Annotated in this window: 22 protein-coding genes and 1 pseudogene; 1 reads left to right on the top strand and 22 read right to left on the bottom strand. The window is 46.6% G+C overall.

The window, feature by feature from the left end:
- Positions 1–84 precede the first annotated feature (84 nt).
- The 16 genes and pseudogenes from MoGM_RS10195 to MoGM_RS10125 form a co-directional block, all read right to left on the bottom strand.
- Positions 85–1797, bottom strand: a complete 1713-nt coding sequence (locus MoGM_RS10195; RefSeq protein ID WP_104369960.1) for a zincin-like metallopeptidase domain-containing protein — start codon at positions 1795–1797, stop codon at positions 85–87.
- A gap of 5 nt (positions 1798–1802) precedes the next feature.
- Complete coding sequence (locus MoGM_RS10190) at positions 1803–2414, bottom strand: hypothetical protein (RefSeq protein WP_104369959.1); 612 nt, start codon at positions 2412–2414, stop codon at positions 1803–1805.
- An 83-nt stretch (positions 2415–2497) separates the two neighbouring features.
- Positions 2498–2671 carry a hypothetical protein gene (locus tag MoGM_RS13180; protein WP_181035927.1) on the bottom strand — a complete coding sequence of 58 codons (174 nt, stop codon included), beginning with the start codon at positions 2669–2671 and terminating at the stop codon, positions 2498–2500.
- Positions 2671–4209 (bottom strand): annotated as a pseudogene (locus MoGM_RS13465) (glucosaminidase domain-containing protein). The gene MoGM_RS13180 and the pseudogene MoGM_RS13465 overlap by 1 nt, the downstream one beginning before the upstream one ends.
- Positions 4210–4221: 12 nt before the next feature.
- Positions 4222–6222, bottom strand: coding sequence for a zincin-like metallopeptidase domain-containing protein (locus MoGM_RS10180; protein WP_103878055.1), 2001 nt, complete (start codon positions 6220–6222; stop codon positions 4222–4224).
- A gap of 13 nt (positions 6223–6235) precedes the next feature.
- Positions 6236–8050: a hypothetical protein gene (locus MoGM_RS10175; protein WP_103878056.1), complete on the bottom strand. Its 1815-nt coding sequence runs from the start codon at positions 8048–8050 to the stop codon at positions 6236–6238.
- 3 nt (positions 8051–8053) lie between these two features.
- Positions 8054–8335, bottom strand: coding sequence for a hypothetical protein (locus tag MoGM_RS10170; RefSeq protein WP_008771370.1), 282 nt, complete (start codon positions 8333–8335; stop codon positions 8054–8056).
- A gap of 23 nt (positions 8336–8358) precedes the next feature.
- Positions 8359–9189, bottom strand: coding sequence for a M23 family metallopeptidase (locus tag MoGM_RS10165; RefSeq protein ID WP_103878057.1), 831 nt, complete (start codon positions 9187–9189; stop codon positions 8359–8361).
- A gap of 29 nt (positions 9190–9218) precedes the next feature.
- Positions 9219–9875, bottom strand: coding sequence for a hypothetical protein (locus tag MoGM_RS10160; RefSeq protein WP_103878058.1), 657 nt, complete (start codon positions 9873–9875; stop codon positions 9219–9221).
- A gap of 28 nt (positions 9876–9903) precedes the next feature.
- Positions 9904–10584 carry a hypothetical protein gene (locus tag MoGM_RS10155; protein WP_103878059.1) on the bottom strand — a complete coding sequence of 227 codons (681 nt, stop codon included), beginning with the start codon at positions 10582–10584 and terminating at the stop codon, positions 9904–9906.
- 20 nt (positions 10585–10604) lie between these two features.
- Positions 10605–11294 carry a hypothetical protein gene (locus MoGM_RS10150; RefSeq protein ID WP_103878060.1) on the bottom strand — a complete coding sequence of 230 codons (690 nt, stop codon included), beginning with the start codon at positions 11292–11294 and terminating at the stop codon, positions 10605–10607.
- Entirely contained in the window at positions 11275–11760 is a 486-nt protein-coding gene (locus tag MoGM_RS10145) for a PH domain-containing protein (protein WP_103878061.1), read from the bottom strand. Before MoGM_RS10145 ends, MoGM_RS10150 begins: the two co-directional genes overlap by 20 nt.
- A 5-nt stretch (positions 11761–11765) precedes the next feature.
- Entirely contained in the window at positions 11766–12938 is a 1173-nt protein-coding gene (locus tag MoGM_RS10140) for a toprim domain-containing protein (protein WP_104369958.1), read from the bottom strand.
- Positions 12939–12958: 20 nt separating this feature from the next.
- Positions 12959–14578, bottom strand: coding sequence for a hypothetical protein (locus tag MoGM_RS10135; RefSeq protein ID WP_181035928.1), 1620 nt, complete (start codon positions 14576–14578; stop codon positions 12959–12961).
- Between the two features lie 9 nt (positions 14579–14587).
- Entirely contained in the window at positions 14588–14812 is a 225-nt protein-coding gene (locus tag MoGM_RS10130; RefSeq protein ID WP_008771378.1) for a hypothetical protein, read from the bottom strand.
- A gap of 21 nt (positions 14813–14833) precedes the next feature.
- Positions 14834–15592 carry a DUF4099 domain-containing protein gene (locus MoGM_RS10125; RefSeq protein ID WP_103878065.1) on the bottom strand — a complete coding sequence of 253 codons (759 nt, stop codon included), beginning with the start codon at positions 15590–15592 and terminating at the stop codon, positions 14834–14836.
- Positions 15593–15812: 220 nt separating this feature from the next.
- Here MoGM_RS10125 and MoGM_RS10120 point away from each other — a divergent pair, with 220 nt between their 5' ends.
- A complete protein-coding gene (locus MoGM_RS10120) occupies positions 15813–16460 on the top strand; it encodes a M23 family metallopeptidase (protein WP_104369957.1) in 648 nt (215 codons plus the stop codon).
- A gap of 57 nt (positions 16461–16517) precedes the next feature.
- On the opposite strand, the gene MoGM_RS10115 is transcribed toward MoGM_RS10120, so the two are convergent.
- The 6 genes from MoGM_RS10115 to MoGM_RS10090 form a co-directional block, all read right to left on the bottom strand.
- The gene (locus MoGM_RS10115) at positions 16518–18299 is read right to left on the bottom strand and encodes a hypothetical protein (protein ID WP_103878067.1); all 1782 of its coding nucleotides are present in this window, start codon (positions 18297–18299) and stop codon (positions 16518–16520) included.
- The gene (locus tag MoGM_RS10110) at positions 18289–18744 is read right to left on the bottom strand and encodes a hypothetical protein (RefSeq protein ID WP_233210253.1); all 456 of its coding nucleotides are present in this window, start codon (positions 18742–18744) and stop codon (positions 18289–18291) included. Before MoGM_RS10110 ends, MoGM_RS10115 begins: the two co-directional genes overlap by 11 nt.
- A 112-nt stretch (positions 18745–18856) precedes the next feature.
- Positions 18857–19213, bottom strand: coding sequence for a hypothetical protein (locus MoGM_RS10105; RefSeq protein ID WP_233210252.1), 357 nt, complete (start codon positions 19211–19213; stop codon positions 18857–18859).
- A 62-nt stretch (positions 19214–19275) separates the two neighbouring features.
- Positions 19276–20064, bottom strand: coding sequence for a hypothetical protein (locus MoGM_RS10100; RefSeq protein WP_103878069.1), 789 nt, complete (start codon positions 20062–20064; stop codon positions 19276–19278).
- A gap of 21 nt (positions 20065–20085) precedes the next feature.
- Positions 20086–23436, bottom strand: a complete 3351-nt coding sequence (locus tag MoGM_RS10095; protein WP_104369955.1) for a DEAD/DEAH box helicase family protein — start codon at positions 23434–23436, stop codon at positions 20086–20088.
- A gap of 7 nt (positions 23437–23443) precedes the next feature.
- Positions 23444–23757 (bottom strand): winged helix-turn-helix transcriptional regulator (locus tag MoGM_RS10090; protein ID WP_146078718.1); only part of this gene is annotated, 314 nt, incomplete at its 5' end.

The raw sequence follows: 23757 nt of genomic DNA, 5'->3' as shown, positions 1-23757 counted from the left end.
GGACTTATCAGTGGGACTAAACCAATTCAGCCGCAGAGAGGACGACTCTCTACGGCTGAACAGAACAGATAGCAGACTTTATACTCAGCGGTGCATCCCGCCACTGTATTCCACCTCCTCTTTTTGATATTGCTCCATTTCATTCAGCTTTTCATTGACGGATTGGAGATTGGAATCGAGCGAATTGTCGTGATCGTATGGGAAACTGTGGCTGACGGCAAGTCCGGCATTGGTCGCCGTGCCGACATCAAGGGTGTCGTCATCCCTGTTATACCCGATATGGAGAATATCTCCGTTTGGCATTTCAAGGACAGGAGTACGCTGCTTTGTCATCGCAGAGAACTGCTCGGCCGCCATGTCTTTGGCAACCTCTTTTATGTCACTGCTTGCCAGCCGGACACCATACCGTGTAATATGGTCACGGATTTCCTGCTCCGAGTATTTCAGCAGCACCTCGTAAGTTCCTCCCACGCTGTTGTTATAGACCACGGCAAAATCCTTGTCTTCTATCAGCAGATCATCACCCTTGTTCTGGCGAGGAGAGACAAAGGTATATTGCTCGTTGATTCCATCGCCGTCATAATACTCCTTGGCAAGCCGGAGTAATCCCTCATAATCGCCTTTTTCCCGAAGCGCATCCAGCCGTGAGGTGTCATCGGTGGATTGCAGGTAGGCTACGGAAGAGTAGAACACTTTTCCTTCGGGTACGGACTGTTTGACCTCATTCCGCTGCCCGTTATCCTGCTGCACCTTGCTTTTCTGTTCCAATTCCTGCACTATCTTATCCACATTCTGCGTAACGAGCGAGGTAGCCCTTTTTACATCCAGAAGTGTGGTCTTGATAAACTGGGGCGATTCCTTCAAGTGGTCCAGCCAGGATTTCAGATAAGCGCAGCTCTCTTCTTTCAATGCCTTGCTCATGCCGTAACGCTGTGCCACCAATGCGCTGCCCAATTCTGCCACCAGTTCCTCACGGGCGTATTCGTCCGAACCGAAACCGGACGGTTTGATACGGTCGAGTTGCCCCTCGATGCCCGTACTGTGGGTCATCTCATGCCAAAGAGTACCATAATAGGATTCGCCGTCCTTGAACTGGGATTTTTCGGGAACCACAATCTCGTTCTTGGAAATGGAAAAGTATGCCTTGTCCTGGTGCATCGGCTTGATCGGGCAAATCCAGCGGTTATCTCGAATCATCACATCCATTGGCTCAAAAGACATCTTCTCGCTTTCATCCAACTTTACGGCATCCCCATTCGCCAGCTTGTTCCAAAGTTCCGGACGGGCTTCCTGAAGATTGGTTTGGGCTACATTGAATACCCGGAAGACCTGCATCTTCGGATATACATTGTACATCTTCTTCTCTTCGTCGGATAGTTTCTTAAAGTCGTCATACTTGATCTTCTCCTTGGTTTCCTTGTGGATGCAGGTAATGGTAGTGAGCATCACGGGGAAGGATTTTTCGCCCTTGTTCACTGACACCCTCGGCAGTTCCACACCCTCCTTTGCCTGCTTTTCGGACGGTTTGTTCATCCGTTGCACGCAGTCAAAGGTACAGAAACGCGGTATCTTGTAGCCCTCGTTCTCGCAATGGAGAAGCAACATCAGCGCGTTCATCCCATTGTACTCACGTCCGGACAGATTCTTCGGCCACCCTAAGCTGCCTTCGGTAATCCATGGTTTCGTCCAGTCCTTGCTGATGGTCTCGATACGCTCGATCATCATTTCCGCAAAGAGGTCAAGAGCCTTGTCCTCCGCGGACGGGCCGTCATTGCTGTTTTTCCTGTAACCGGCCATGACTGTCAGTTGTTAGGGTTATACGGCTGTTTCACATATTCCGACATTTCCGATACTTTGCAGGCAATGTTCAGCTTGTCGTTATAGACGGACAGTTCCAGTTCACCTTTGGCCTCGATGCCGGTCTGCGGTTGCAGCCACTCCTCACGTTTACGGTCAAAGCCTAAGAAGCGTACCCACAGGTACTCGAAGCAGTCATTGACCTTTTCCGCGGAAAATGCGGAGAACTGCAAGAAATTCCTGCCTTTCTTGTCTGTCTTCTCCTCGATGTTCTTGCCTGTCTTTCCACGGAAGTGCATTTCGCCCTTGATGGAATCCTCGTTTGAAGCCACGGTAAGATTGACCGATGAAGCCGACAGATTGAAATAGAGGTTGTCTCCACGCTTCTTGAAAGTCAACACACCGGAAATTTCCACTCTCTTGCCTACGGTATAGTCAGCCTGATTGTACTCCTCTCCATCCTTAACGACAGAGATTTCCACTGTTTTGTCGATACCGTTTCTTGCCGGAATCATGCAATTTACGGCAAATGCCGTGAAAGCCTTGTTCTCATTGTTGGTGCGCACTACAACCGCCTTGCTGATGGTTCCGCACACTGTTACGTTACACTTAATCATATTGCTTGTAGTTTTATTTTAACCAAGACCATTTGACCGGAATATCCTATTAAATGTGAACTACCTGCATATACGTTCCGTCTTTAATCGGGCGCACGGATTTTAATCCAGACTATCCCTGACGCAATGACAACCTGCACACCCACAATCACGAGTGTCACCACCAGACCGAACAGCCGGTAGCATACAAGGGTATGCAGTCCTGCAAGGAACAGTCCGACAAACAACAATCCTATTTCCATCATCACGCGTTTCATTATCTTCTGATTTGTTCGTTCTGGCTCTGCTGTTCCGACATTCCCTGCTCGAAGTTTTGTGAAGCCTGTTGTGAAAGGACAATGGCATTGACCATTCCTGCCACTCGCATACGCTTGCTTTCCTCCGAGAGTTCAGGATTATTCAAAGTGGCGGACATCCGACTCAACTCAACGGTACAGAGTTCCCGTGAGACTTGCACGGTACCGTTGTCTGCCTGCAATACGGCTTTGTTGTTCTCTCCGATGACAAGGGCACAGCTTTTCATGTGGGGCAACAATGAAGTCAGTTCCACCTTCCGGCTACCTGCCATTTCAGAAATGGCTTCTTTCTGTTCCTCTTCGTTCTTGTTGTCAATGACTACCGCCAGCATCATCAGCGAGGAAAAGGCTTTGACCACCATATCCATAATCGGGTCATTCGTTTCTGAAAGTCCGACACCGCTGTCTTCCGATGATAACAGTTTCTTCATCCACTCTTCAGGACTTTGTGATTTTGTTTCCTGGGGAGTGGCAGTAACCTCCGTTTTGTATTTAGCCAACAGGTCGTTGCCATTATGCAAGGCTTGCAACTTGATGTTTCCCTTTTGGGCGATGTCTGCCAGATAGATTGCGGGATCAATGTCTCGCTTTTGTCCGTCAGCGGTAATCTGTGCCACTCCGAAATGCAGGTGTTCGCCGGTAGCCCGTGTGCCGGTGTTGCCTGACATACCAAGTCTCTGTCCGGCTTGCACCTTATCACCCACCTTGACATCAACAGAGGACAGGTGCATATAAGTGTTCTGTATCTTGCTTCCGTCAGCCCTCTCGTATTCAATGGTTACGGACTTGCCTCCGGCAGTTTTGGCATTTTGGTTTACTGCCACCACTTTGCCGTTATTCTCGGTAGCCAACACCGCATCGCCCTTACAGCGGATGTCCATACCCTTGTGCATTTGCTGTTTGTCAGCATCCATGGGGTCGGTACGCATTCCAAACGGTGAAGTGACAAACAGGAACTCTTCGCGCTCGACCGGGAATGAATAGGCGTTTGTCGTAACCGCTTGTCCGGTTCCTGTTTCCTGTCCTTTTGCCTTCATTTCGGTCATGACCATCCGGTCATACTTCTGCAGCCCGTTTGCTTCAATGATTTTTTGCAGACTTTGGGCATAATTGCCGCCACTTGCATACCCGGCCTTGGCAAGTCCTTCCGTTCAACCCTTGTAATCGTCAGGAGACAGGTCAAAACATTCCGCGTACCGTTTGTTCTCTACAAGGAATTTGGAGTGATGCTCGTAAGAATCGCCCACGCTGTCGTAGCTGCAAAACTTCTCGTTGGGCTTGTCATCGGTGTAAATACCGTATTTGCCACCTTGCGCAATCCATCCCGGAGTGGCTTTGATACCAAAATGGTTGTTCTCGTTCAGAGACAGACGGCTTTGCCCGTTGCTGCTCTCCAGTATGCCCTGTGCCAAGGTCACGGAAGCCGGGATGCCGTATTTGCGCATCTGTTCCATCGCAAAAACGGCGTATTTTTCCGCATATTCTTTATTCTTGCTCATTGCTTTGTCTGTTTATCGGTGCATTCCTTTTGATACCTCTTCCTCTTCTTCAACTTCCTCTTTAGGCTGGTCGTGCTTGATTTCCTCGTCACGGCTGATTTTCGTTTCCACTTCCGACTCCTGTTTTTCGGAAGAGGTCTGTTCCTGTGCTTGGCTCTTGTTCAGCACGTCCGCGAAAAGCGTTGCCGCCAGATGTTGTTTGAAACTGTTCCTGTCCTCGGCGACCCACATCCGTTGCCATTGCTGTGGTGTGACGCTTCGGGGCTGCGGTTTCTGGTTGTCAATGGTGGGAGCGCAGAGTATCGCCCCGTTCTTTGTCTTGAACACGGCCACTCGTTGTATGCGGTTCAAGTCAATGCTTTCATCTGCCGTGTGGAACAGGTCCACTTTTAGATCCGGCTTGCTCTCGGCAAGGGCATAGTATTTTCTGGCCAATTCTCCACGCACCTTGTCTATATTATCCAATGACTGTTTCAGCGTGGTGAAGAAACGGTTCAGGTCATCCTTTTCGGGATAGACGCTGTAACCGGCTTTTCCTTCCGGCTTGATGAATAAAGCCCAGCGGTTTTTGTCATCCTGTACCATCTGTATCTTCTCAAACCAGGGTTTGTCAGCTTGCTTCACCGCAGGGTGCGCATCGATGGTGGAGAGTGTTTCCAATGCCCAGTTTTTCAGACGCGCCACCTCTATCTGCTTTTCGGCGAAGTAACGGTCATCGGGACGGTAGCCCAACGCACCGTCCGGATTATAGAAACGCACTTTTTCAATGCCGCTTTTCTCCAATGCGCTTTGTATGCGCTGTTTGCTCATTCCCTTGATTTCGTTGTTCACCTCCAAGGATGCACCGGCAGGGAGTATCACATCGGCACTCTTGCCTTGTTTGTCGATGACCAGGACAATGGTCTTGTTTTCCTTGTCGGGATGCTTCTTGATTTCTTCAGCCACGAAGAAATGCTTTGGCATTTGCTCCCGCATCTGTTCTGTCTGGCGGTAGTTACGATAGGTGGCATACTCGATTTTCTCGCCCCGTTCTGCCTTGCGTATCACTTCCAGCGCATTGTTCACATCGCTCTCGATGGCATCTATCAGACAAGGGTTCTCTTTCAGTTCACGGTTCCAATAATCCACCAGTTTGACACTCTCGTCCGACAACCGGGCCGGAAGTCCCATTTCCAGCATCTTGATACCCGAAGCGATTTCGGCAATCAGCCGTTCCTGCTTGACGGCATCCTCTGTTGGGGGAATCCCGTTTTTCATCACCATTCCCTCACGGGCAAGGCGTTGCTGGTGTCCGGTGGCTGCTATGATTTGCCGAAGGGTCTCCTGCGCATAATCGGTGTAATGTGCGAAATCCTTTTGCCGTGGAATATATATCGCGTCTTTCTGGCTGTCATAATGCGCCACACCGCTGCCATCCGTGCGAACCGGTGCCAGATTTCTCGAAATAGATTGTACAAAGGCATTGAATTTCGGCCTGAGTTCACGCAATTCCTTTTCTCCGAATCCTTGCTCGACACTGTTGCCGTATTTTGCCAATGCGTCATCGTATGCTTTCCTGTCAACGTGGGGCAGCAAAGTCTGGTCGATATTGAACAATGTGCGTATCTCCCTGTTGTGTACGCCTTTGTATCGGTTCTTCTCTTCGGAAGAAAGTTTTTGGTAGTCATTCCTTGATATGACCTCGTTGGGATTGTTCCTGTTCACGTACTTGTTCCAATTATAGAACAGGAACGGTACTCCTTTTTCGTGTTCCTTGACGGATTCGCCTCTTGCCTTTGCTTCGCTATATAAGGTGAAGAGGTTGCTCTTGCATCCGTGCTTGTCTGAGTGCAGAGCCATGAACAGGGCGTTGAACGGACTGACCGCCACGCCTGCCGGATAAAACTTGGGATAGCCCTTGCCTGTGGCATTGAGCCAGTGGCCGCCCGCGCTGACCGCTCCGCTTAACGCTCCGGAGAGCAGTTCCACTTGTTTGTCGGCGGCATTTTTCTCAAACTGTGATTTCTCTTTCATATCTGTTGCTGTTTTATTGTATTCCTCTGGTACGCACAATCGTTTCCCTGTCGTTCTCTTCGTAATTCTGCGACATCAGTTGCTGGGTACGGTCGCTCTTGGCAAGGATGGCATTGGCAAGGGTATTAAGCGGCAATGCCCCGGCATTGTAAGCTGACACCACTTTTTCAGGCAACTGGATGGTGCAGGGTACATGGTCTATGGTTGCGATAAGGTTGTTCCCTTGCAGTATCGGACCGGAAATCCGTGGATTCAGCGGTTCGTCCGCATAGACCCGGTATCGGACGGAACGGTTTCCCGTATTCAAACCGTTATCCTCATTCCGTTCCCATCCTAATGCCTCGTGTCCTGCCTTGTTCAACAAATTGGCACCGCCCAGTCCGATCATCATCATTTTGAGAATAGGATTCTTAATGAATATACCGGCGACGATGCTGGCGATAGGCAGTACATTGTCTCCTAAATCCAATGATTTTGTCCTGCCCGTAAACATACCCACCAGAATATCCGGCAACATGGCAAGCACATAACCCAAATTTTTGCTTATGTCTCCCATGCCACTCAACCCCAAAGTTGAGAAAAAATTGCCCCAGCCGTTTTCGTTGGCATTGGCGGTTTGTTGTCCTGATTCAATGGCTGTATCTTCCCTTGATTCTTCTGCCGTTTCCGTTTCATTGGCTTGTTGGACGGATTGTGCGGTATGGGTGTTTCCCGATTGTCCCGGATTGTTTGCAAGCGCAGATTGACCTTTAACCTCTTCTTTCTTCTCCATATCCTGCAAATAAGTTTCCATGTATTCCGGAGCGATGACCATCGGAATATCCTTATATCGCTCATCTTTTATCTTTTGGCCGGCAATAAAATCAAACGGCATTTTCGCTTGGGCGTTATGGCTCATCCAGTCCCTGAAATCAAAACTCTGTACGGGAATCTTCTTGGTCAGCCGTTCATTGGTGGCGATGATATAAGGATTGTCATTGACTCGAATTTCATTGGCTTCTTTACGGAATCTGTCAAAGACATTCCTCTCACTTCCGAATACGCCCTTGCTGATGCAGTCTTCAACGGATGCAGTGTTTCCTGTTTTGTCCTTGGAGGAAGTCAGTGCTGAAAATGCCAGGTCAGCCCCGACAAATTTGGCGAAGCTCGCCCAGCTTCCCGCACCGCCGAGTGATATGGCATCGATGCTTGCACCGATGACTTTGCCTGTCCCTTTTTCCAGTTTGGACGGTTTGTAGGCTGCTTCCCCACGTCGCTCGATTTCTGCGGCAAGCGGTGACTGGTTCAATGTGTATGACAGCCCGAAAAGCGTGTTCTGTGCCGCCTTGCGCATGATGTATTCAGCGGAAGACTTGGGCATATTGTCTTTGACCATCTTGCCCGTCATCAACTCTCCGATACGGTATTCCGTATATGCGTAAGCGAGGTCGCCACCTAATTGTCCGGACAGTTCATCATATCTTTCCCTGCCGATTTCATCCACCACGGCGGAACGCCACTCGTTTGCCATTATCGTGAGGTCTGCCTGTATCTCCTTATTGTTTGCAATCTTATCCTTGCACATTTCAATGTAGTCCTCCGTGGTCTTGGAGTTCCATTCCCCGGTCACTTTCAGTGTCTGGTACGGATCCATCATCGGATTACCGGCTGCCGCCATAGAACCGAGGATGCCGGTTGCACTGGTGGAATATACTGCCATTTCCTCCGCTTGTCTTCGGTTGAGATAGTTCTGCGTGTCTCGCATGACAGGGGCAAGGTGACTATTGAAGTAGTCACCGAATACCTTTTCTATCTCCGCAAAGCGTGCTGTATGCTTGATTTCACCCATCTGCTAATAATTTAATTGGTTCAACAGTTGTTCCTTGGTTTGTTCTATGGCATTGTGGTATATCTCCATCTGCTTGGGGAAGAACTCTTCCAGCCATTCGTCCTTTTCTATCCGGTCCTGAATGAAACGGATGGCGGCCATCCGGTCGATTTCTACGGAATGTTCGCCTTCCTCCCGGTTATTGAACCATGCTTTCGTCCACCATCGGACTCCGGCACGGTCGGGATAGACGGACACCATTCTCGGAATATCGAAGCTCTGTACATCTATCTCCAGTTCCGACAAAGGGTCGATAATGCCACTACCGGCTACTGCCTCGGATTGAAGTTTTTTTTTACTTCCTCGCTCATGGTGGAGAGATAGACATTGTGCCTGAGAGCGAGATAATTCAGAAAATCCGCTATCAGGAGATTCTGTACCTTGCCCGCCAAAGGCAAGGCACGGCTGCCTATGCCCAAAGGGTTCGCCATGCTCGGCATCGACTCAAAGAAGTAGTTTTTGGCCGCTCCCACGGTGAACACATTACGCAGGGACTGTTCTGTATATTCGGGTACGATGTACTCGCCACGGAACAGATCTTCCATATAGACGGGAAGGAATCGGAGCATCAGTTCCTCGATTTCCTCCTTGTCACGGTCGTACCTGGTTTTGATCTCACCGTCAAACGAAGTGAACTCGTGTGCCGCACCGTGTCCCGATTTGCCGAGTGCCTGGATATTGCCGTAAAGCATGGTCAGGAACTCTATCGGATTCAGTTCCTCGCCGTCAAACGCCACTTCCATGTGAAGGTCGTTTCCACTGATGGCTACCGTCTGACCTGCTTTTACCTTTTGTCCGAAACGGATGAATATATTAGCAAGATGCGCATAGGTCACTTCGTATTTGCCATAGCGTATGACAATATATACACCATGCTCTTTGTCCGTACCGATACTTGACACGACACCGCTGCCCACTGCCGCCAAAGGACGGTGACTGGCATGGAAGTCTATGCCATGATTATAGGAAGTCTCTCCGGTGACGGCATCTTTCTGTTCCCCATAACCTTTTGACAAGGTTACTTCTTTATTCTTTTCTTCCTCAAAGGGCATACAATAGCCGCTTGGGGACTGTAGAATCATTTCTTCCGTGTATTTCATTTGTAGAATATTATTGTGTTATGACTGTCTTATCTTCTCATTCCTCCGCTATGGGTCTGTTCCTCCTGTTCCTGCTGTGGACGGGCTTGACGCTGATTGTCGGTAACGGACGCTTCTTGCTGGCGTTGGGTGTTGTTGCCAATCATCATCATGGTCAAGAAGATACCGGCTATCTTGCCGAGCCAGCCTGTACGTCCGAACACGAGGAATGCCCCGGCAATCAATCCGACTATGCTTAATCCCGATACTTTGCCATGCGCGAGGTTGCTGAAGAAGTTGTCTAACATATTCCCGGCATTCCCGTTGGAAACACCGCTTAAAAAATTGGACGCTCCATCGAGCGTGGAAGAGAGCGAACTTGACGCCTGGCTCACGCTGTCAAAAGTCTGTTCGGCTTTGCCGGTAAGTTTGTTTACCGTTTCGGTAGCCGCTTTCGCCGTGCCGCTGATGGCGTTGGTGGTATCTTCTCCGATGACGGCATCGCTCACGATGCGCACCACGCTCTTGTCGGTGGTCAGTTTCTCCCAGCCGACATATCCGGCCGCGGCTCCTACGGTTGCCGTCTTCAATGCACTTCCTGCCCCTCGCAAGGTCTGTGATGGGTGCAATACGGCTCCACCAACGGCTTTGCCTGTCGCTCCTGCGGCTTTGCCGCCTGTCTTTAATAATGAACTCCAGAATCCCATATCTTTTAGTTTTTACATTCTCGTTATGTTAAAAAGCACTGGCCTTTCCACTTCGTTTCCACCGTTTCATGGCAGACCTGGCTATCTCTGCTTTGTTGGCTTTGGGTTGTTCCCGTTCCGTGATTTCTGCCCACACGTCACCCATCGAGGTGTATTTCACCGCCATGGTCAGCCGTCGCAGCTTTTTGTTCATCAGTTGCAGCTTGGGACGGATTCCGAAAACGATTTCCATCCGCTGTTTCTCCGTCATCTTGTTGTCTGACAGGCAGACCGTGCGTATGTCATTGACAATTTCCACGGAGTTGTATATCAGTTCCCGGTATATCTTGTTCCGGTTCGTGGAGAGTGCTACTGCTACGGCATTGGCTGGACTTTTCCTGAGTTGCCCGGTGAACTCGCCCATATTCTCTGTCAAATGCGTTATCTCGTGATAGAAGCCGTATATCTGTGCGGCGTAACTGATGACCGAACGGAATGAATCCAGATAATCATTGAACTCCCGTTGCAGGTCGGTGACGGCTTCTACCTCCTCTTTCGTCCAAATGTGGCCGGTGGTTTGCAGGAGCATGATTTTCTCTTGGTTCTTCAAGGTCTTCTTGGACTTTTCGGTATAGATGAGAACCATTCCGGCAAGGGTGGGGTCTATCTGCGCGTGGACTTTCACGCCTATGCACAGCAGTGTGATTATGATAAAGATTGCCCGTCTCATTTTCTCTTTCCTCCATCTTTTTATCTTACCGTTGCTGCCCTGCGCCACCTGTTCATTGCCATTCGTGCCACTTCACCATTGTTCCTGTCCAGCATACCTGCCGTCACGTTGTTCCACACGTCCGTCATCGTGTAAGTCCTGATGCTCAGGTAAAGCAGGTTGAGTTTCTTTTGGAATGCGGACAGTTGGTCGTTCAATGCCCATAGGGTCTGGCTCCGTTCCGCTCCCGTAAGCATATTCTCCTTGCCTCCCTTTGCCACGGCATCACGGAGTAGGGAGAATACCGTCACCAGTTCGGTTGCGGTCTCGATGTACAGGTTGTTCATGCTCATTGCGGCGACAATGCCCTGTGGATTGTCGTTGATGGCTTTTTTCAACTTGCATAGCGAGATAAAAATCCTCACACCGTCATTGTACAGGTGGGTACAGGCTTTCAGCGAGGATGCGAAACCGCTTGCCGTTTTAAGGTAGCTGTTGTATTTCTTCTCCCACTGGCGCATCTGCTCGAACTCTGCGGCAATGGTATTCTGTAAAAGGGCGGTTTTCTTCTGCCCGTCCATCTGGTCTTTTACTTTGCCGAGAATCAGTTCGTTGCCTTCTGCCAATGCCACATATTCCAACGGATTGGTTGTGACAATCTGCGCTTTCGCCGTGACAGACAAGATGATGCCGAATAGGAGCATCGTTATTTTAATGATTGGTGATCTCATAGATTCCTTTTCGTTGTTTGTTAAACTCTACACGCTCTCTGATAATATCCACGATATTGATTCGTTTGGGCAGACCTGTCAATTCCAGCTTGGGCGTGGTCCTGTCCATAGACAACACCGTGACAGTCTTTAGTCCGAAAATCTGCTGCAACAAGCTCTGCTGTTCGTGGAAGTCCACCACACGGTACAATTCGATGTAACCGATACTGCGTTGGAACACGCCATGCTCGGCAGTCAGCTGTTCGCTACCGATGTGATAGCGTATGCGTTTCAGGTATATAAGCCGGTAAATCAAAATGAGGGAAAGGAGAACGGCAAGGAGGGTGGCGATAGATGCAAGAGGGGCGTTCTCCATTCCTCCATAGACCAGTCCCACGGGACAAAGCAACAGCAAGGGCAGTTCGTCAATGAAGAACTGTGCCGTTTGCGGTCGTAGCGAAATCTCTCTGTATATCGGTTGTTGCATGACTCTTATCTGTGTATATTGGGTTGTCGGTGTTCTTCTTCCTTGTCGGTTGCACACCCCGTTGTACCGAGTGGTGCTCCCAATGGGATAATCGCGTCCTTGATGCTGTCAAGGTATTCCTCGCCTGTCTTGCCAAGCAGGGCATCGTTCCAGTCCTTGTAACAGGGCATCAAGGGAAATACTTTTATACGGTCGGAATTGATGTGCATGGATTCCGCTATGGCTTGGAACTTTTTCACGAACTCACGCCCGGCACTGTCGTTGTCGAAACACAAGTAGTGGTTTATATCCGGAGTGACGGAAAGCATACCGCGAATCTGCATATCGGTGGGAGTGCCGCCCGTGGAGACGAACACGCTTTTCTTGGAAAGGTCAGGGTTGTCCCGAAAGCCATTCCTGTGTATCTGGTAGAAAGCCATTGCGTCGTAGGCACTTTCAAACCACGCAACGCCGCCTGCCTTTTGCAAAGGCTCACCGCTGAAATTGGCTATCCATAAGCCCTCGCTGCTGTTGCTGCCCTCGGCTTTGCCCTTGTAACTTCCGCTACCGTCCATCTTGGGACGGCCTCGTTCCTCCAGTCCTGCAATCTTGTCCGGCTCTTTGGGAAGTACCAGTGGAAAGGCAAGGTTGGCATACGCCAAACCGTCTGAACGGTGTCTGGTAGCCAGAAAGAAATGGTCGGCAAAAGCCCGTTGTGTGAAGATGTCGATGCCACGGTTCTTGAAGTAGGGGTAAAAACGTTTGTGGGTCTCCCTGTCTTTCACGTCAAAACGGTGGATGTCGTAATCATCCAGCCTGAACGGAGTGTTCTCCCGTCTGGGTTGGATGATACGCAAAGGTCTGTCATTGATGGGCTGGTTCAACAGCCTGTTGCAGATAAGGTTGACCAACCTGTCGGGAGAGACTCCATTCCGGTGTTCCGCAAACTTCTCCGGGAATGCCTTGATAAAGGATATGATATTATAGAGCTTTTGCTGTGGTGGCTGGAAACAGCATTTGCCGTTCGGTGTGACGATGAACTTGTCACCCCGGATGCGTGTGCCGTTGCTGTCCGTGCGGATATAGGACGGATAACGCAAGCCGTCACGCTTGTTCAGGTGATAGCCTGCGTCCATCAGTATATCCTGAATGTCCAGCCGTTGCAGGAAGTTATCGTATGTCAGTTCTCCGTTTGCCATTTCCGTGTTCCTTTTATTCCTTAAAATCCTCTGCGCATCTCTGCCACCTCCTTGTTCATCTGCGCTTCAAAGTTCCTTGCTGCCACATCCATCGGTGAGTCCACTCCCGGCTTGAAATAAGGACGGGGTGCGGAACTGAAACGCTCTCCGTAAAATTCCGGACAGGGATGGTGCAGCCCGTGGGCGACATCCGACAGCACTACCGCACCTGCGGCAAGTGCGGCGAATATCTTCGTACCCAATCCGCTGCTCATTTCGGGACGGGTCTTCATATCCACTTCGTTGAATATCTTGGAAAAGAGCTTCATGCGGTGGTAGTCATCGACTGCCAGGAACTTGTCGTACTGTTTCTGGCTGATTTCATGGGTGATGGGTTCTCCGTTGATGATGGCGGTCATCTTGTATTTGCCCTCCGTTTCTGCCGGTTGTACGGCGATGGCTTCCACTTCCACCTCACGTCCGTGTTCTCCTTCCCGGTACCAGCCTTTGTTTTCGTTGATGTATGACAAGTCCCGTCCGTCAATCAAGGCTCCTTCTTGTGGCTCTCTGATGATATGTTCGTCTTCTTGCAGTACGGTCTGTTCGGTAGAGTGCGGTGCAAGGCTGTTATCGGATTCCAATGGCAGGAGCAAGTCCTGTTCCTGTCGGTTCCGCATAGCCAGATCCTGCTCCACTTCGGGATGCAGGGCAATGCTGATGCGCTCCTTGCTGTTCAGCGATTCCAATGTGACTTTATCGGAATAGTCATTTTGAATAACATTGTTCAGAATCTCCAGGCGTTTCTCAACCGGATGCTCTTCAATGGAATTGGAGGTCAGTGCGGATAATTCCGCATCTGTGATGTCATAGACCATATCGACATGGATTTGTTCCGATTGTATGGTCAGGGTCTTTTCTTCGTTGTCTATAATGATGCCATGTGAGGACAGGCATTCCTGCCACTTCTCATTAGAGAAATAGACAGGGGAGGTAATCAACTCCTTGTAAGGCTTTGCCGGTTTTTCGCTTCTTGGCTTGTTTACCATCGGAGTGATGACTGCCTGCAAATCCTGCAAGACATCCTGTCGGACTGGCTGTACCTGCTCTTGTGGTTGCCGATGCCCTTTGTAGTAGAATCCGTAACCGCCCGATTGCATTTCACCGGGTTTCATTCGTCCGTCCGGGCGTTCTGCCACCATAGGCGTACCTGCATAGAAAAGCCGGCCGCCGACCCTGCGCAAGTGATAGCCTTCCTGCTGTCTGGGAGTCCATCCGAGGAAAGGGGGCGGCATACCGTACCTGCCGACCCTGCCATACTCACCGATGCCGATACGGTAGCCGTGAAGTCCCATTGCCACACGACCGTTGGCATTGCGTGCGTGGACGAAGTTGCGGGGCATATCAAAATCCTCCTTTACGATGTACGTGAAGGTCTCGTAGGCTTTCTTGTTGGCATGGTTCGTCCCCCAGTCGGTCAGGGCCTGCATCTGCTGCCTGCTGATGGGGTATCGTAACAGTGGGGAATCGTGCCCCTGTACTACTAACTGGTAGCTGTCACCCACAGGTACGACATGGGCTTGCATACCGTTGCGCATCAAAAGAGCACGCATTTCGGGTTGCAAGTCCGGTCTCATCGGGTTTGTGTTGCTTCGTATTGCCATAGTCCGTGTTTATGCTTCACCGCTTTCCATGGCGGCTTCTAATTGTTCGCTCTTGTAGTGGACGAATTGCTCGGCTGCCGTATCGTCAATCGTGAGCGAGTGCGCCTTGCAGTATTCCACCAGTTCTTCCTGCCATTCGGCAGAAAAGTGGTTGACGTAATCCAGCCAGCCGTATTCTCCGCGCTCCATCTTCTCGATGAGCACTTCTTCGGGATAATAGGTGTTTTGTGCCATAATTACAGTGTTTGAAAGGTTTTACTTGTGAAGTCCTGCACCCATATTGCGTTGGGCACTCTTTTTCTGTTCGTTCCAGAGTTCTTCCGTGTATTGCTCTTCCGGGATATAGTCGAGATTGCCGTCATCGTCCATCATCCAGCAACCGTAACAGCCGAAGGTGTATTTGTCCCATTCTCTTTTGGTCTGCTCGCTCCATTTCTTGGCGTCTCCCTGGCAGAAGCGGATGCCGTCCTTCTCGTGCAGGCTGATGCCGACTGTTACAGGCTCGTCTTGCATCACAAAGGTAAGCGGTTCGCCCTGTTGCATCACCTTGATTTCGACATTGCTGAGTTTCAGTTCTTCCGCCATCACCTGGAGGTTCCGGGCGATGACCTGCGTGGGGACGGACATGACCTGATTGGTTTCGGTATCGATCTGTACGAAGGCTTTTGTCTTTCGCCCGTCAGCCGTTACCGTGTCGGCAAGAATGACTTTGCCGGAACGGAGCTGCTTCTGTTGTTCCTCGCTGTACTTCTCCAAGGAGGATTTCTTCAGCACCGGGTAGAACACGACATCGGCTTCTCCGTTCTCCTTGCGCACGAAAGCGAATCGGCTACGGTCGGTGACTGTGTTTCCGTTATCATCGTTTACCTTGATGGGAAGTACAGGCGAGTGCCTGCCGTGGCTGAGTTCTTCCAAGATGTGCATAGGAAGGTCTTCAATCATTTCCCGTGTAAGTCCGAACTGCGAGAGAGTTTCGTAAGGCAGTTCTTCAAATTCAAATCGTACATGTTTCATATTTTAATATGATATTTTGATTATACTTTGACAAAGGTATATACTATTGTTCATACTTCAATTTGTGTAGTTCTAAATAGCCTGATTATTTGTGTTTATTTATGCTTTAAGTATGATTATAATGCAGTATTCATACTCTGAACTTATTTAATGTTATATTTTGGAGGTAAATCAAGACATCTTTTGGCACGGTCGGAGAACTGTTCCTACATTTGCATCTATGAGTAATACACGAATCGTTATAGCCCTTCTTTTGTTATTATCCGGGAACCATGTGAAAGCGCAGTTCAACACGGTTTCCTTTCCGGGCAATCGCAATAAAGTCACTGTTGAAAATCCCACCCGGACGACAAACAAAGCAGAGGCGACACCCGAAAGCATCACCTCTGTAAATGAAAAGTCCGTACCCGACAAGGTTTCATTGTCAAGTACGGACACAAAAAAGAAAGAGCAGGTAGCTCGCTATCTCAGCGTATGCTATCCGCTCTCACATATCAAGATAAATTCGCCTTACGGTTATCGGAAAGACCCATTCACGGGGAAGAGGAAGTTTCACAATGGTATTGACCTCCATGCCCGAAGTTCCAAGGTATTTGCCATGATGCAGGGGAGAGTCTTTGCTGTTGGACAGGATAAGGTGTCCGGGAAATATGTTACTATCCAGCACGGTGGCTTTACCGTCAGTTATTGTCACTTGTCTCAAATCTCCGTATCACAGGGGCAGGACGTTCTGTCGGGTGATGTTGTCGGGATTACAGGCAATACCGGGCGCAGCACTGGGGAACATCTGCATATAACCTGTAAATATAATGGAAATAGTATAGACCCTTTTATCTTGATTAGTTATGTGAAACGAGTTAGAGAATAGTTATAGGGGTATTACGAGGTGACGATAGATTATTGTTTTAAATCTTGCAGCATCTTATTATTTCAACAATAAGTGATAAATTGGAAAATTTACAAATATAATTTTATCGTCATTTTTCATGTTTTCAATTATATATTTTGCCACATCTGTATCCCCTAAAAGTATATTCGCTGCTGCTCTTACCATAGGTTCTGAGCTTTGGGTCATTTTTATCAACGGTTTCCTTTCTTCATCAGTCAAGTCTCGGAGTCTTTTAGTTGTTTGTAAGTAATTTATGAGGTGTATATCTGTTAACGATGTTTGCTTATCATTCTCAATTAGCCATTGAGCTAATTCTAAAGCAGTATTTAATGTAATTTTTCTTTTTGAGAGCATCTGTTTATTTTGTAATTCATCTGCGGCTTTAAGCATTTCCAAGAGGTCTAAATTGGCTTGAGTGTATACCCTAGAATCAATATCAACAAATTCTTTATATGAATCCAAAATTTTGTCATAAGGAATATTGTCAAATAATACATAGCCTAATTTTTCTAGAAATGAAAATATTGGTACCAGGAATGGTTTTTTGTTACCATCCTGGCTTACTTTTATATTTGAATTCTTGAAAAAATCATCAATATAAAACTTTCCATTGCCATCACTTTGGCAAGTCAGAAGGATGCAGATGTTCGCTATGTCTAATTTAAAGAATGCTTTGGGTTTGTTTAATCCAATGGGTTGATGTTCAATTAATGCCTTATGTAATTGAAGAATAGATTTGTTATCTTCTTTTGAAAAGATGCCATAGTCAAGTGGTGTTTTAATGTTCAATACTTTAATAACTTCCGCGTGCTTTTTAAAATTAGAAATTCTATTTTCTAAATCCGATATTATTCTATCTGTGTTTTTTGTTTTTAGAGTATGGCAATGACTTCCGAACTTTATTTGTCTAACTCTTAATAATGATAAAAAAATACTATATGCTTCTATGTATTGTTCTGTCGTTTTTGCAAGTATATCAATAGTTACATTATTTTCTTTCACATTCACGTTGTTCAATATCTTGAATGATAGCAAATTTTGAATCTCATAGGTGATAAAATCTTTCGAATATTTAAGAGTATATTCGTTGGCTATTATATTGTCTGTTACTACGGGTTCTTGCTGTATACCTGTAATCTCAGGAATACAAACAGTCATACGACTATTTCCTACGGGAATTTCTACACCTTCTTTTGTTTTCGCATACAAGAAAGACTTAAATCCATCAAATATATCCTTAGCAAAGTTTTCTTTCTTTCCTAACATAGTAAATCCCCATTGATATTCTGTCGCATCTTTTATATCCTCTATCTTAAATTCATCTTTGATAGCAAAACTCTTTTGTTTAATACAGTCAATAAGAAATTCAGCTAATTGTCTAGTTATAAAATCCTTATCGCTATCTAATATCTCAAAATGAAAATTTTTAGTCTTCTGATCATTCTTTAATTTAGATAATTCAGCTCTTATTTCTATTGGTGCCATCATTCTATAAAATATTGTGGAGGTGCCGTCTTCTTTTACTTCCACAACAAAAAACACAAATCCTTCACTACGGGCATTGTTAAGAAATACAGTCTCTATAGGAAAAGATTCTGTTTTCTTAAAGTCATTAACTTGAATACCTTTTACTTGTATCCTGATGCAACCAATAAAATTCCTTCGAACATCTTTCTTCTCTTTGTAAATATTCAAATAGCCGTCCCAATCTGGAGTTTTGTCATTTTCTTGAATTTGAGGAGAAATGAGGTTACATGTGTTGAAATATCTTTTGACAGCACCTGTGGCTAGTTCTTCAATGTCTTTTTTACTGAGCATTATCGTGATAACATTTATATTGTGGATGTTCAGAAATTACTTCTACTTTTATACACCTACGACCTTTAAGTCCAACTGCTCCATTCCTAACCAAATCTCTTGCAAGAAGTTCTGCATCTGTTTGGCTTACAGCAGTGATGACTAAAGTCTCTTGTTCATCAAAATCTGTAGTTATATCCAAAGTGTATTTATGTATTGAGTCTATCTGATTATTCTTCAATGCTCTATCAACCATTGAAGAAGACCAATTTATAACGGATGCAGGTGCTTTACGGGTGTCTTTTAGCATTTTTACTTTCACAGCTACATCTGTTCCGTCGGGATTCACTTTCCGAAACCGCTTGCATCCACACGAGCAACACCATATCGGAGGACGACGAGGTATATTATTTCCTCCCATAATGGCTTCCTTTCGATAGTTGAACATGAAATCTATTTCTGTCATATCTCCTGTGCCATACACTATATCAACGACTCTTTCACCGCATTCCGGGCATTTGGTCGGCTTGCGAGTTACGTTGATAATTCTTGGTCTTCTATCGTCTGGCATACTCATATCACATAAAGTATTTGCTTAAAAAATCTTCTTGGTATTCATTGAGTTCCTTGAATTGAGTATATCGATTGATACCGATTCCTTCGAGTGCATCTAATGACAACTCTTTTCCCTCATACATAGCAGATGTTGGAGTGAGTTTATAACAATCATTGTCAGCCCTAAAAGGAGTAACCCAGCATGAACTATCTTCGCGAGTACAGCTGGTGTCAACGACTTCAAGACGATAGCGAACTTGGTAATGTCCTTTACCGCTTAGATAGAGGTAGCATATATCTCCAATTTTCAAATTTTTGTTACGAGCTTTTTTCCAGTAGGCACATCCAAGTGTTTGAATGCTCTTTACATGGTCTATCATGTTCTCTTTTCCTTTTAATAGGAATATCCGTATTGATTCCATATATTAATCAATTAAGTCCTTCATAGATTGTTTAATTTATCCATAAGAGCATAATGTAAAATAGCCACATATTTACCTTTACGGTCAACAGGGATAGAGAGGATTTTCTCCTTCATAGCTTTTACCTCATTTAAGAATTTTTGTTCTTTAGAACCTTCTGAGACTTTAATGAGTTTGTATGTGTAGTATGAATATTGACGTGTGTGGTCTTCTATGATAGATTCGTTAAAATCTTCATTCACAAACAAAATTGGGCGTGGATAACCATCCCCATATTCATCTGCCATATTTCTATATTGATTCATATAGCTAATGTTTACATACTCCAGATTATGTAATGCTGTCAAATCCACAAATGGGATTAAAACTCCGAACAATGTTAGTCTCTTTAGGTTGTTACAATGAGATAGTTCTATCCAACGTAAACTTTGTGATAAAGACATAGATACTTCTTCAAGTAAGGGGTTGAAAGAAAAATCAAGTTCGACAATTCCATCCTGCCCACCGACAACTTTCTTCAACTTCTTATTCGTTGAAAGGTCTAAGTGTATGTCATTACCTCTAACTCCTTCCCACCGAAGATATTCTAGTTCAGTACATCCCGTTGTTATCAAATCTTTGATGAACAGATAACTGCAATCAATCTTTTTTAGATTCGGGAATTCAGAGAAATTCCATGTCGTAACCTCACTATTCATAGTAATATCACTGACATTGATTTCTTCAATGGCTTCAAGTTGCTCTTTCGATGCTGTATCAACATCTATTTGATACATTCGTTTAACTACATTCTTTATGTACTGGTTCATATTATTCATAATATTAATGGCTTATGCTGCAATCACTTGACTGATAAGTTTCACATAATCAATCAACGCTTTGGGACTATCGCGGAAGATGGTTGTAAACTTATTGAAGGGCGGTTGTTGCAATACAACGGTTGCAATATCCCCATTCTCGCATACATAGCGAATAAGCGTGCGCAGATATTCTTCCTGCATACGGGTCAGTTCTGCGCCATGAATCAATGCGCGATATTTCTCCAGCGCAACATTCTGTTCCACACCAATGATTGAACGGATAAAGGCGGCCACATTGTGCTGATATGGTTTTGTCCTGGTCTGTGCTTCAAACTCTTCCTTTGAGCCCAGCTCTTCCCAGAAAATCTGTTCCAGTCGACTGATGTCCTGTTCGGAAAGTGGTTCAAGGTGATAAATCTTCTGCAAGGCATCATCGTCTGACAGGTGTTCCTTGAGGTAATCTTCCACCCGGCGGCGATAGGTGCGGATAGGGGTTATGTTGACTCCGGAATTGTCCTCTACAAAAGTGTCTGTTACATTGATGGTAAATGTTTGTCCTGCCGCACCGCCATCTAAGTATTGAATAAGGTCACGGAGTTCCTTCCTGATGCGTTCAAGAGAACCCAGACTTTTCGATTCCCAGAAATGAGCGGACAATACCTCGTTCAGTACGTCCATCTTCGCCATTACCTGCGGAATGGAGGCTTTCTTTTCTTTGAGATAGGCGGCTATATCCATTATCTTCCTTTCGGATGAAGCGGAACTGACCGTGTCGTCTACCAATGCAAGTTGGGATTTCAATACCAGTGCATCAAATTTCAGTGCGGCCGTGTCGGTGGTCGCGTTCTTAAACAGTGGAGATATATTACCTTTCATGGCCATCACATCGCCAAGTGTCAGGCAGGTCATGGCTTCCGGACTGGTATATGTCTCTACTGCTCTCAGTTGCAGGCGCACATCTATCCGGTTTCTGTTCAGGTCGGCTATTTGCTTATGCAGGATGTCGGCAAGATTGTCGTGAAAAGCCTTAGAATCTTCATTGCTTTGATGTTCTCCGTCCTGCAAGGCGAATTTGATGTCCGTGCGCAAATTGAAGAGCAAACTTACGATGGACTGAGACTGTGTCGGCCGGGTTCCTTCTGGATTCATCTCGAAATATTCAAAATTGCGGTAGAAGTCGAATATCAGGAACTCTTTCTTGTCCCTGCCGTTGCCAAACAGGTTTTTGCACAGGCGTGTGCCTCTGCCTATCATTTGCCAAAACTTGATTTTGGAATGGATTGGCTTGAAGAATACAAGATTCACGATTTCCGGCACATCAATACCTGTATCGAGCATATCTACCGATACGGCAATTTGAGGTTGTTTTTCTTTATCTGCAAACTTATCAAGCAGGTCTGATGAATACTTTTCGTAATTGTCTATCACCCGACAGAAATCCGCTCCCAGGTCGGGATAAAGTGCGGCAAATCGCTCTGCTATAAATACGGCATGCTTGTGGTTATAGGCAAAAATAATGGTTTTACCTATCATCGTGTCATCTTTCACACTGATGCCTTCGTTCATCAGCCTGTTCAGTACATGGTCAACAGTATCTTGGTTGAAGATGTATTTGAAAATTTCTGTGGCGTTGATGGTGCGGCTATAGGGATCGTCCGGTTCCAATCCGGCTTTCATCTTCTCGTATTCGAAAATTTCTTCCAGTTGCTTCCGTTCTTCTAGGGTAAGTTGTTTGGGGTCAATGCCATCTGTGAGAATTTTGGAATTGTCTTTTATCGCTCTGAAAGGATTCAGATAGCCATCGGCAACTGCTTCATCGTATTCGTAGCTGTCTGTAGGTTCGCCTTGTTCCATGCCGAAAAGGTCGTATGTGGAACGATCGACTTCATCGCGTGGCGTTGCCGTCAAGCCTAAGAGGAGACCGTCGAAATAATCGAATATGGCTCCATACTTACCAAACACGCTGCGGTGCGCTTCATCGATGATAATCAGGTCGAACCTGCCCAATGAAAATGTCTTGGTGTCCTTGTCCAAATGGCCTATCATCGTTTGATAGGTGGAGAACAGGATACGCGCCGACATATCCACATCGCTGTCCCGCAAGGAACTGACCGTTATGTCCGGCAATAATTTTGTATAGTTCTTCTTTGCTTGATTAACCAGTTCAATTCGGTCGGCAAGGAACAGTACGTTCTTTACCCAGTTGTTCCGCACCAAAACATCTACGAGTGAGATACTGACACGCGTCTTTCCCGTCCCTGTAGCCATCACTAACAATGCTCGCCTGTGCTTCTTGTTGTAATGGTCGCAGACAGATGCAATAACCCGTTTCTGATAATTACGGTTGGTTATCTTGTCGGAAATAGTAAGGTCTGTAATGTCATTGCGCCCTCTTTGCGAAATCATGCGTTGCAGTTCATCGATGGTATGAAATCCCATTACTTTACGCGATGGATACCCTATGCCGTCTATTATATTGGTTTCAAAGCCATTGGTATAATAGATTACCGGTCTGGGGCAGGCATAGCGTGCAGCCAAGCAGTCAGCGTACAATTCCGCTTGATGACGCCCTTCTGCGGAATTCTTGCTTGTGCGTTTGGCTTCGATGACAGCCAACGGTATTCCGCTGGCATTGAATAATACATAATCGGCATAACCCACTCCGCTTTCATTGGGCATACCCTGTACTTCAACCTCGATGCAAGCCTGCCGGGCTATGGTTTCCCCTTTGCGCTCAGATATTTTCCAACCGGCTTCATGCAGTAGCAAATCGATATACAGCCGTCGTGTCTCCGCTTCCGACAGGTCGTTTACTACCGGCTGTGCTTCTACCGTTGCAGGCTGTGCATCGGAACTTTCTTCCATCGCTTGTGCAGCAGTGGTGGCTGCTTGTGTGGTGGTTGTGTTTACTTGGTCTGTTTGAGCAACAACGGCAAGAGGACTTGGCTGTGGCGTTTGCGGTATCAATTCTTTATCAAAATCAGGCAAACTGTCAATCACTTGCCACGCCAACAGGATAGAACCGATGATATAATAGAGATTAAGCACGGCAAAGAAAGACTCCCTGCGACCCACAAATCCGTCACCGGCGTGAGCTGCGGTATTGCCGATTTTGCGGACATAGTGAATACGCTTCATCAAGTCTTCGCTGTCTATGAAACCGGTGAAACGCTCATCGGTGGTTAGCGAAAGTAACGATGCCCGTTCGCCTATTTGCCACCCTTTCAGGCGGTAAACGGTCTTAACCATTGTCTCCAACGCAAGACGTGCATTCTGAGCGGAGATTATGGGATTCACTATCTGGAAGTCTTCCGCTGTCGAGCAGTACTTATAGACTGTGTTCAGTCCGCTTATATCTTTTATAATATCAAAGTTCTTCATAACCCTGTCATTTAATAAATTCCCAATAACCATCTTTGTCAGAACCTATGCGCCTGATGATTGTTCCATTCAACTTCTTGATATGTCGGGCAACGGTGGCGCGACCGATACCCAGTATCTGTGCATATTCATCGTAAGTGTATTCCGGATGTTCTTTTATTGCGGCGACAAGCCGTGAAGTGGTGTCATTGGCTTTTACAGTATCACTTGCAGTATCATTTACAGTATCACTTGCAGTGTCATTTACAGTATCATCAAGAGATTTTTGATACTGTATAATTCTACTTTCAAGGTTAGCAATATGTTGGGTTAACATTATAT

It is taken from the genome of Prevotella sp. MGM1 (genome assembly GCF_002933775.1).
Lineage (GTDB): Bacteria > Bacteroidota > Bacteroidia > Bacteroidales > Bacteroidaceae > Prevotella.
This window is presented reverse-complemented; position numbering and strand designations above follow the sequence as displayed.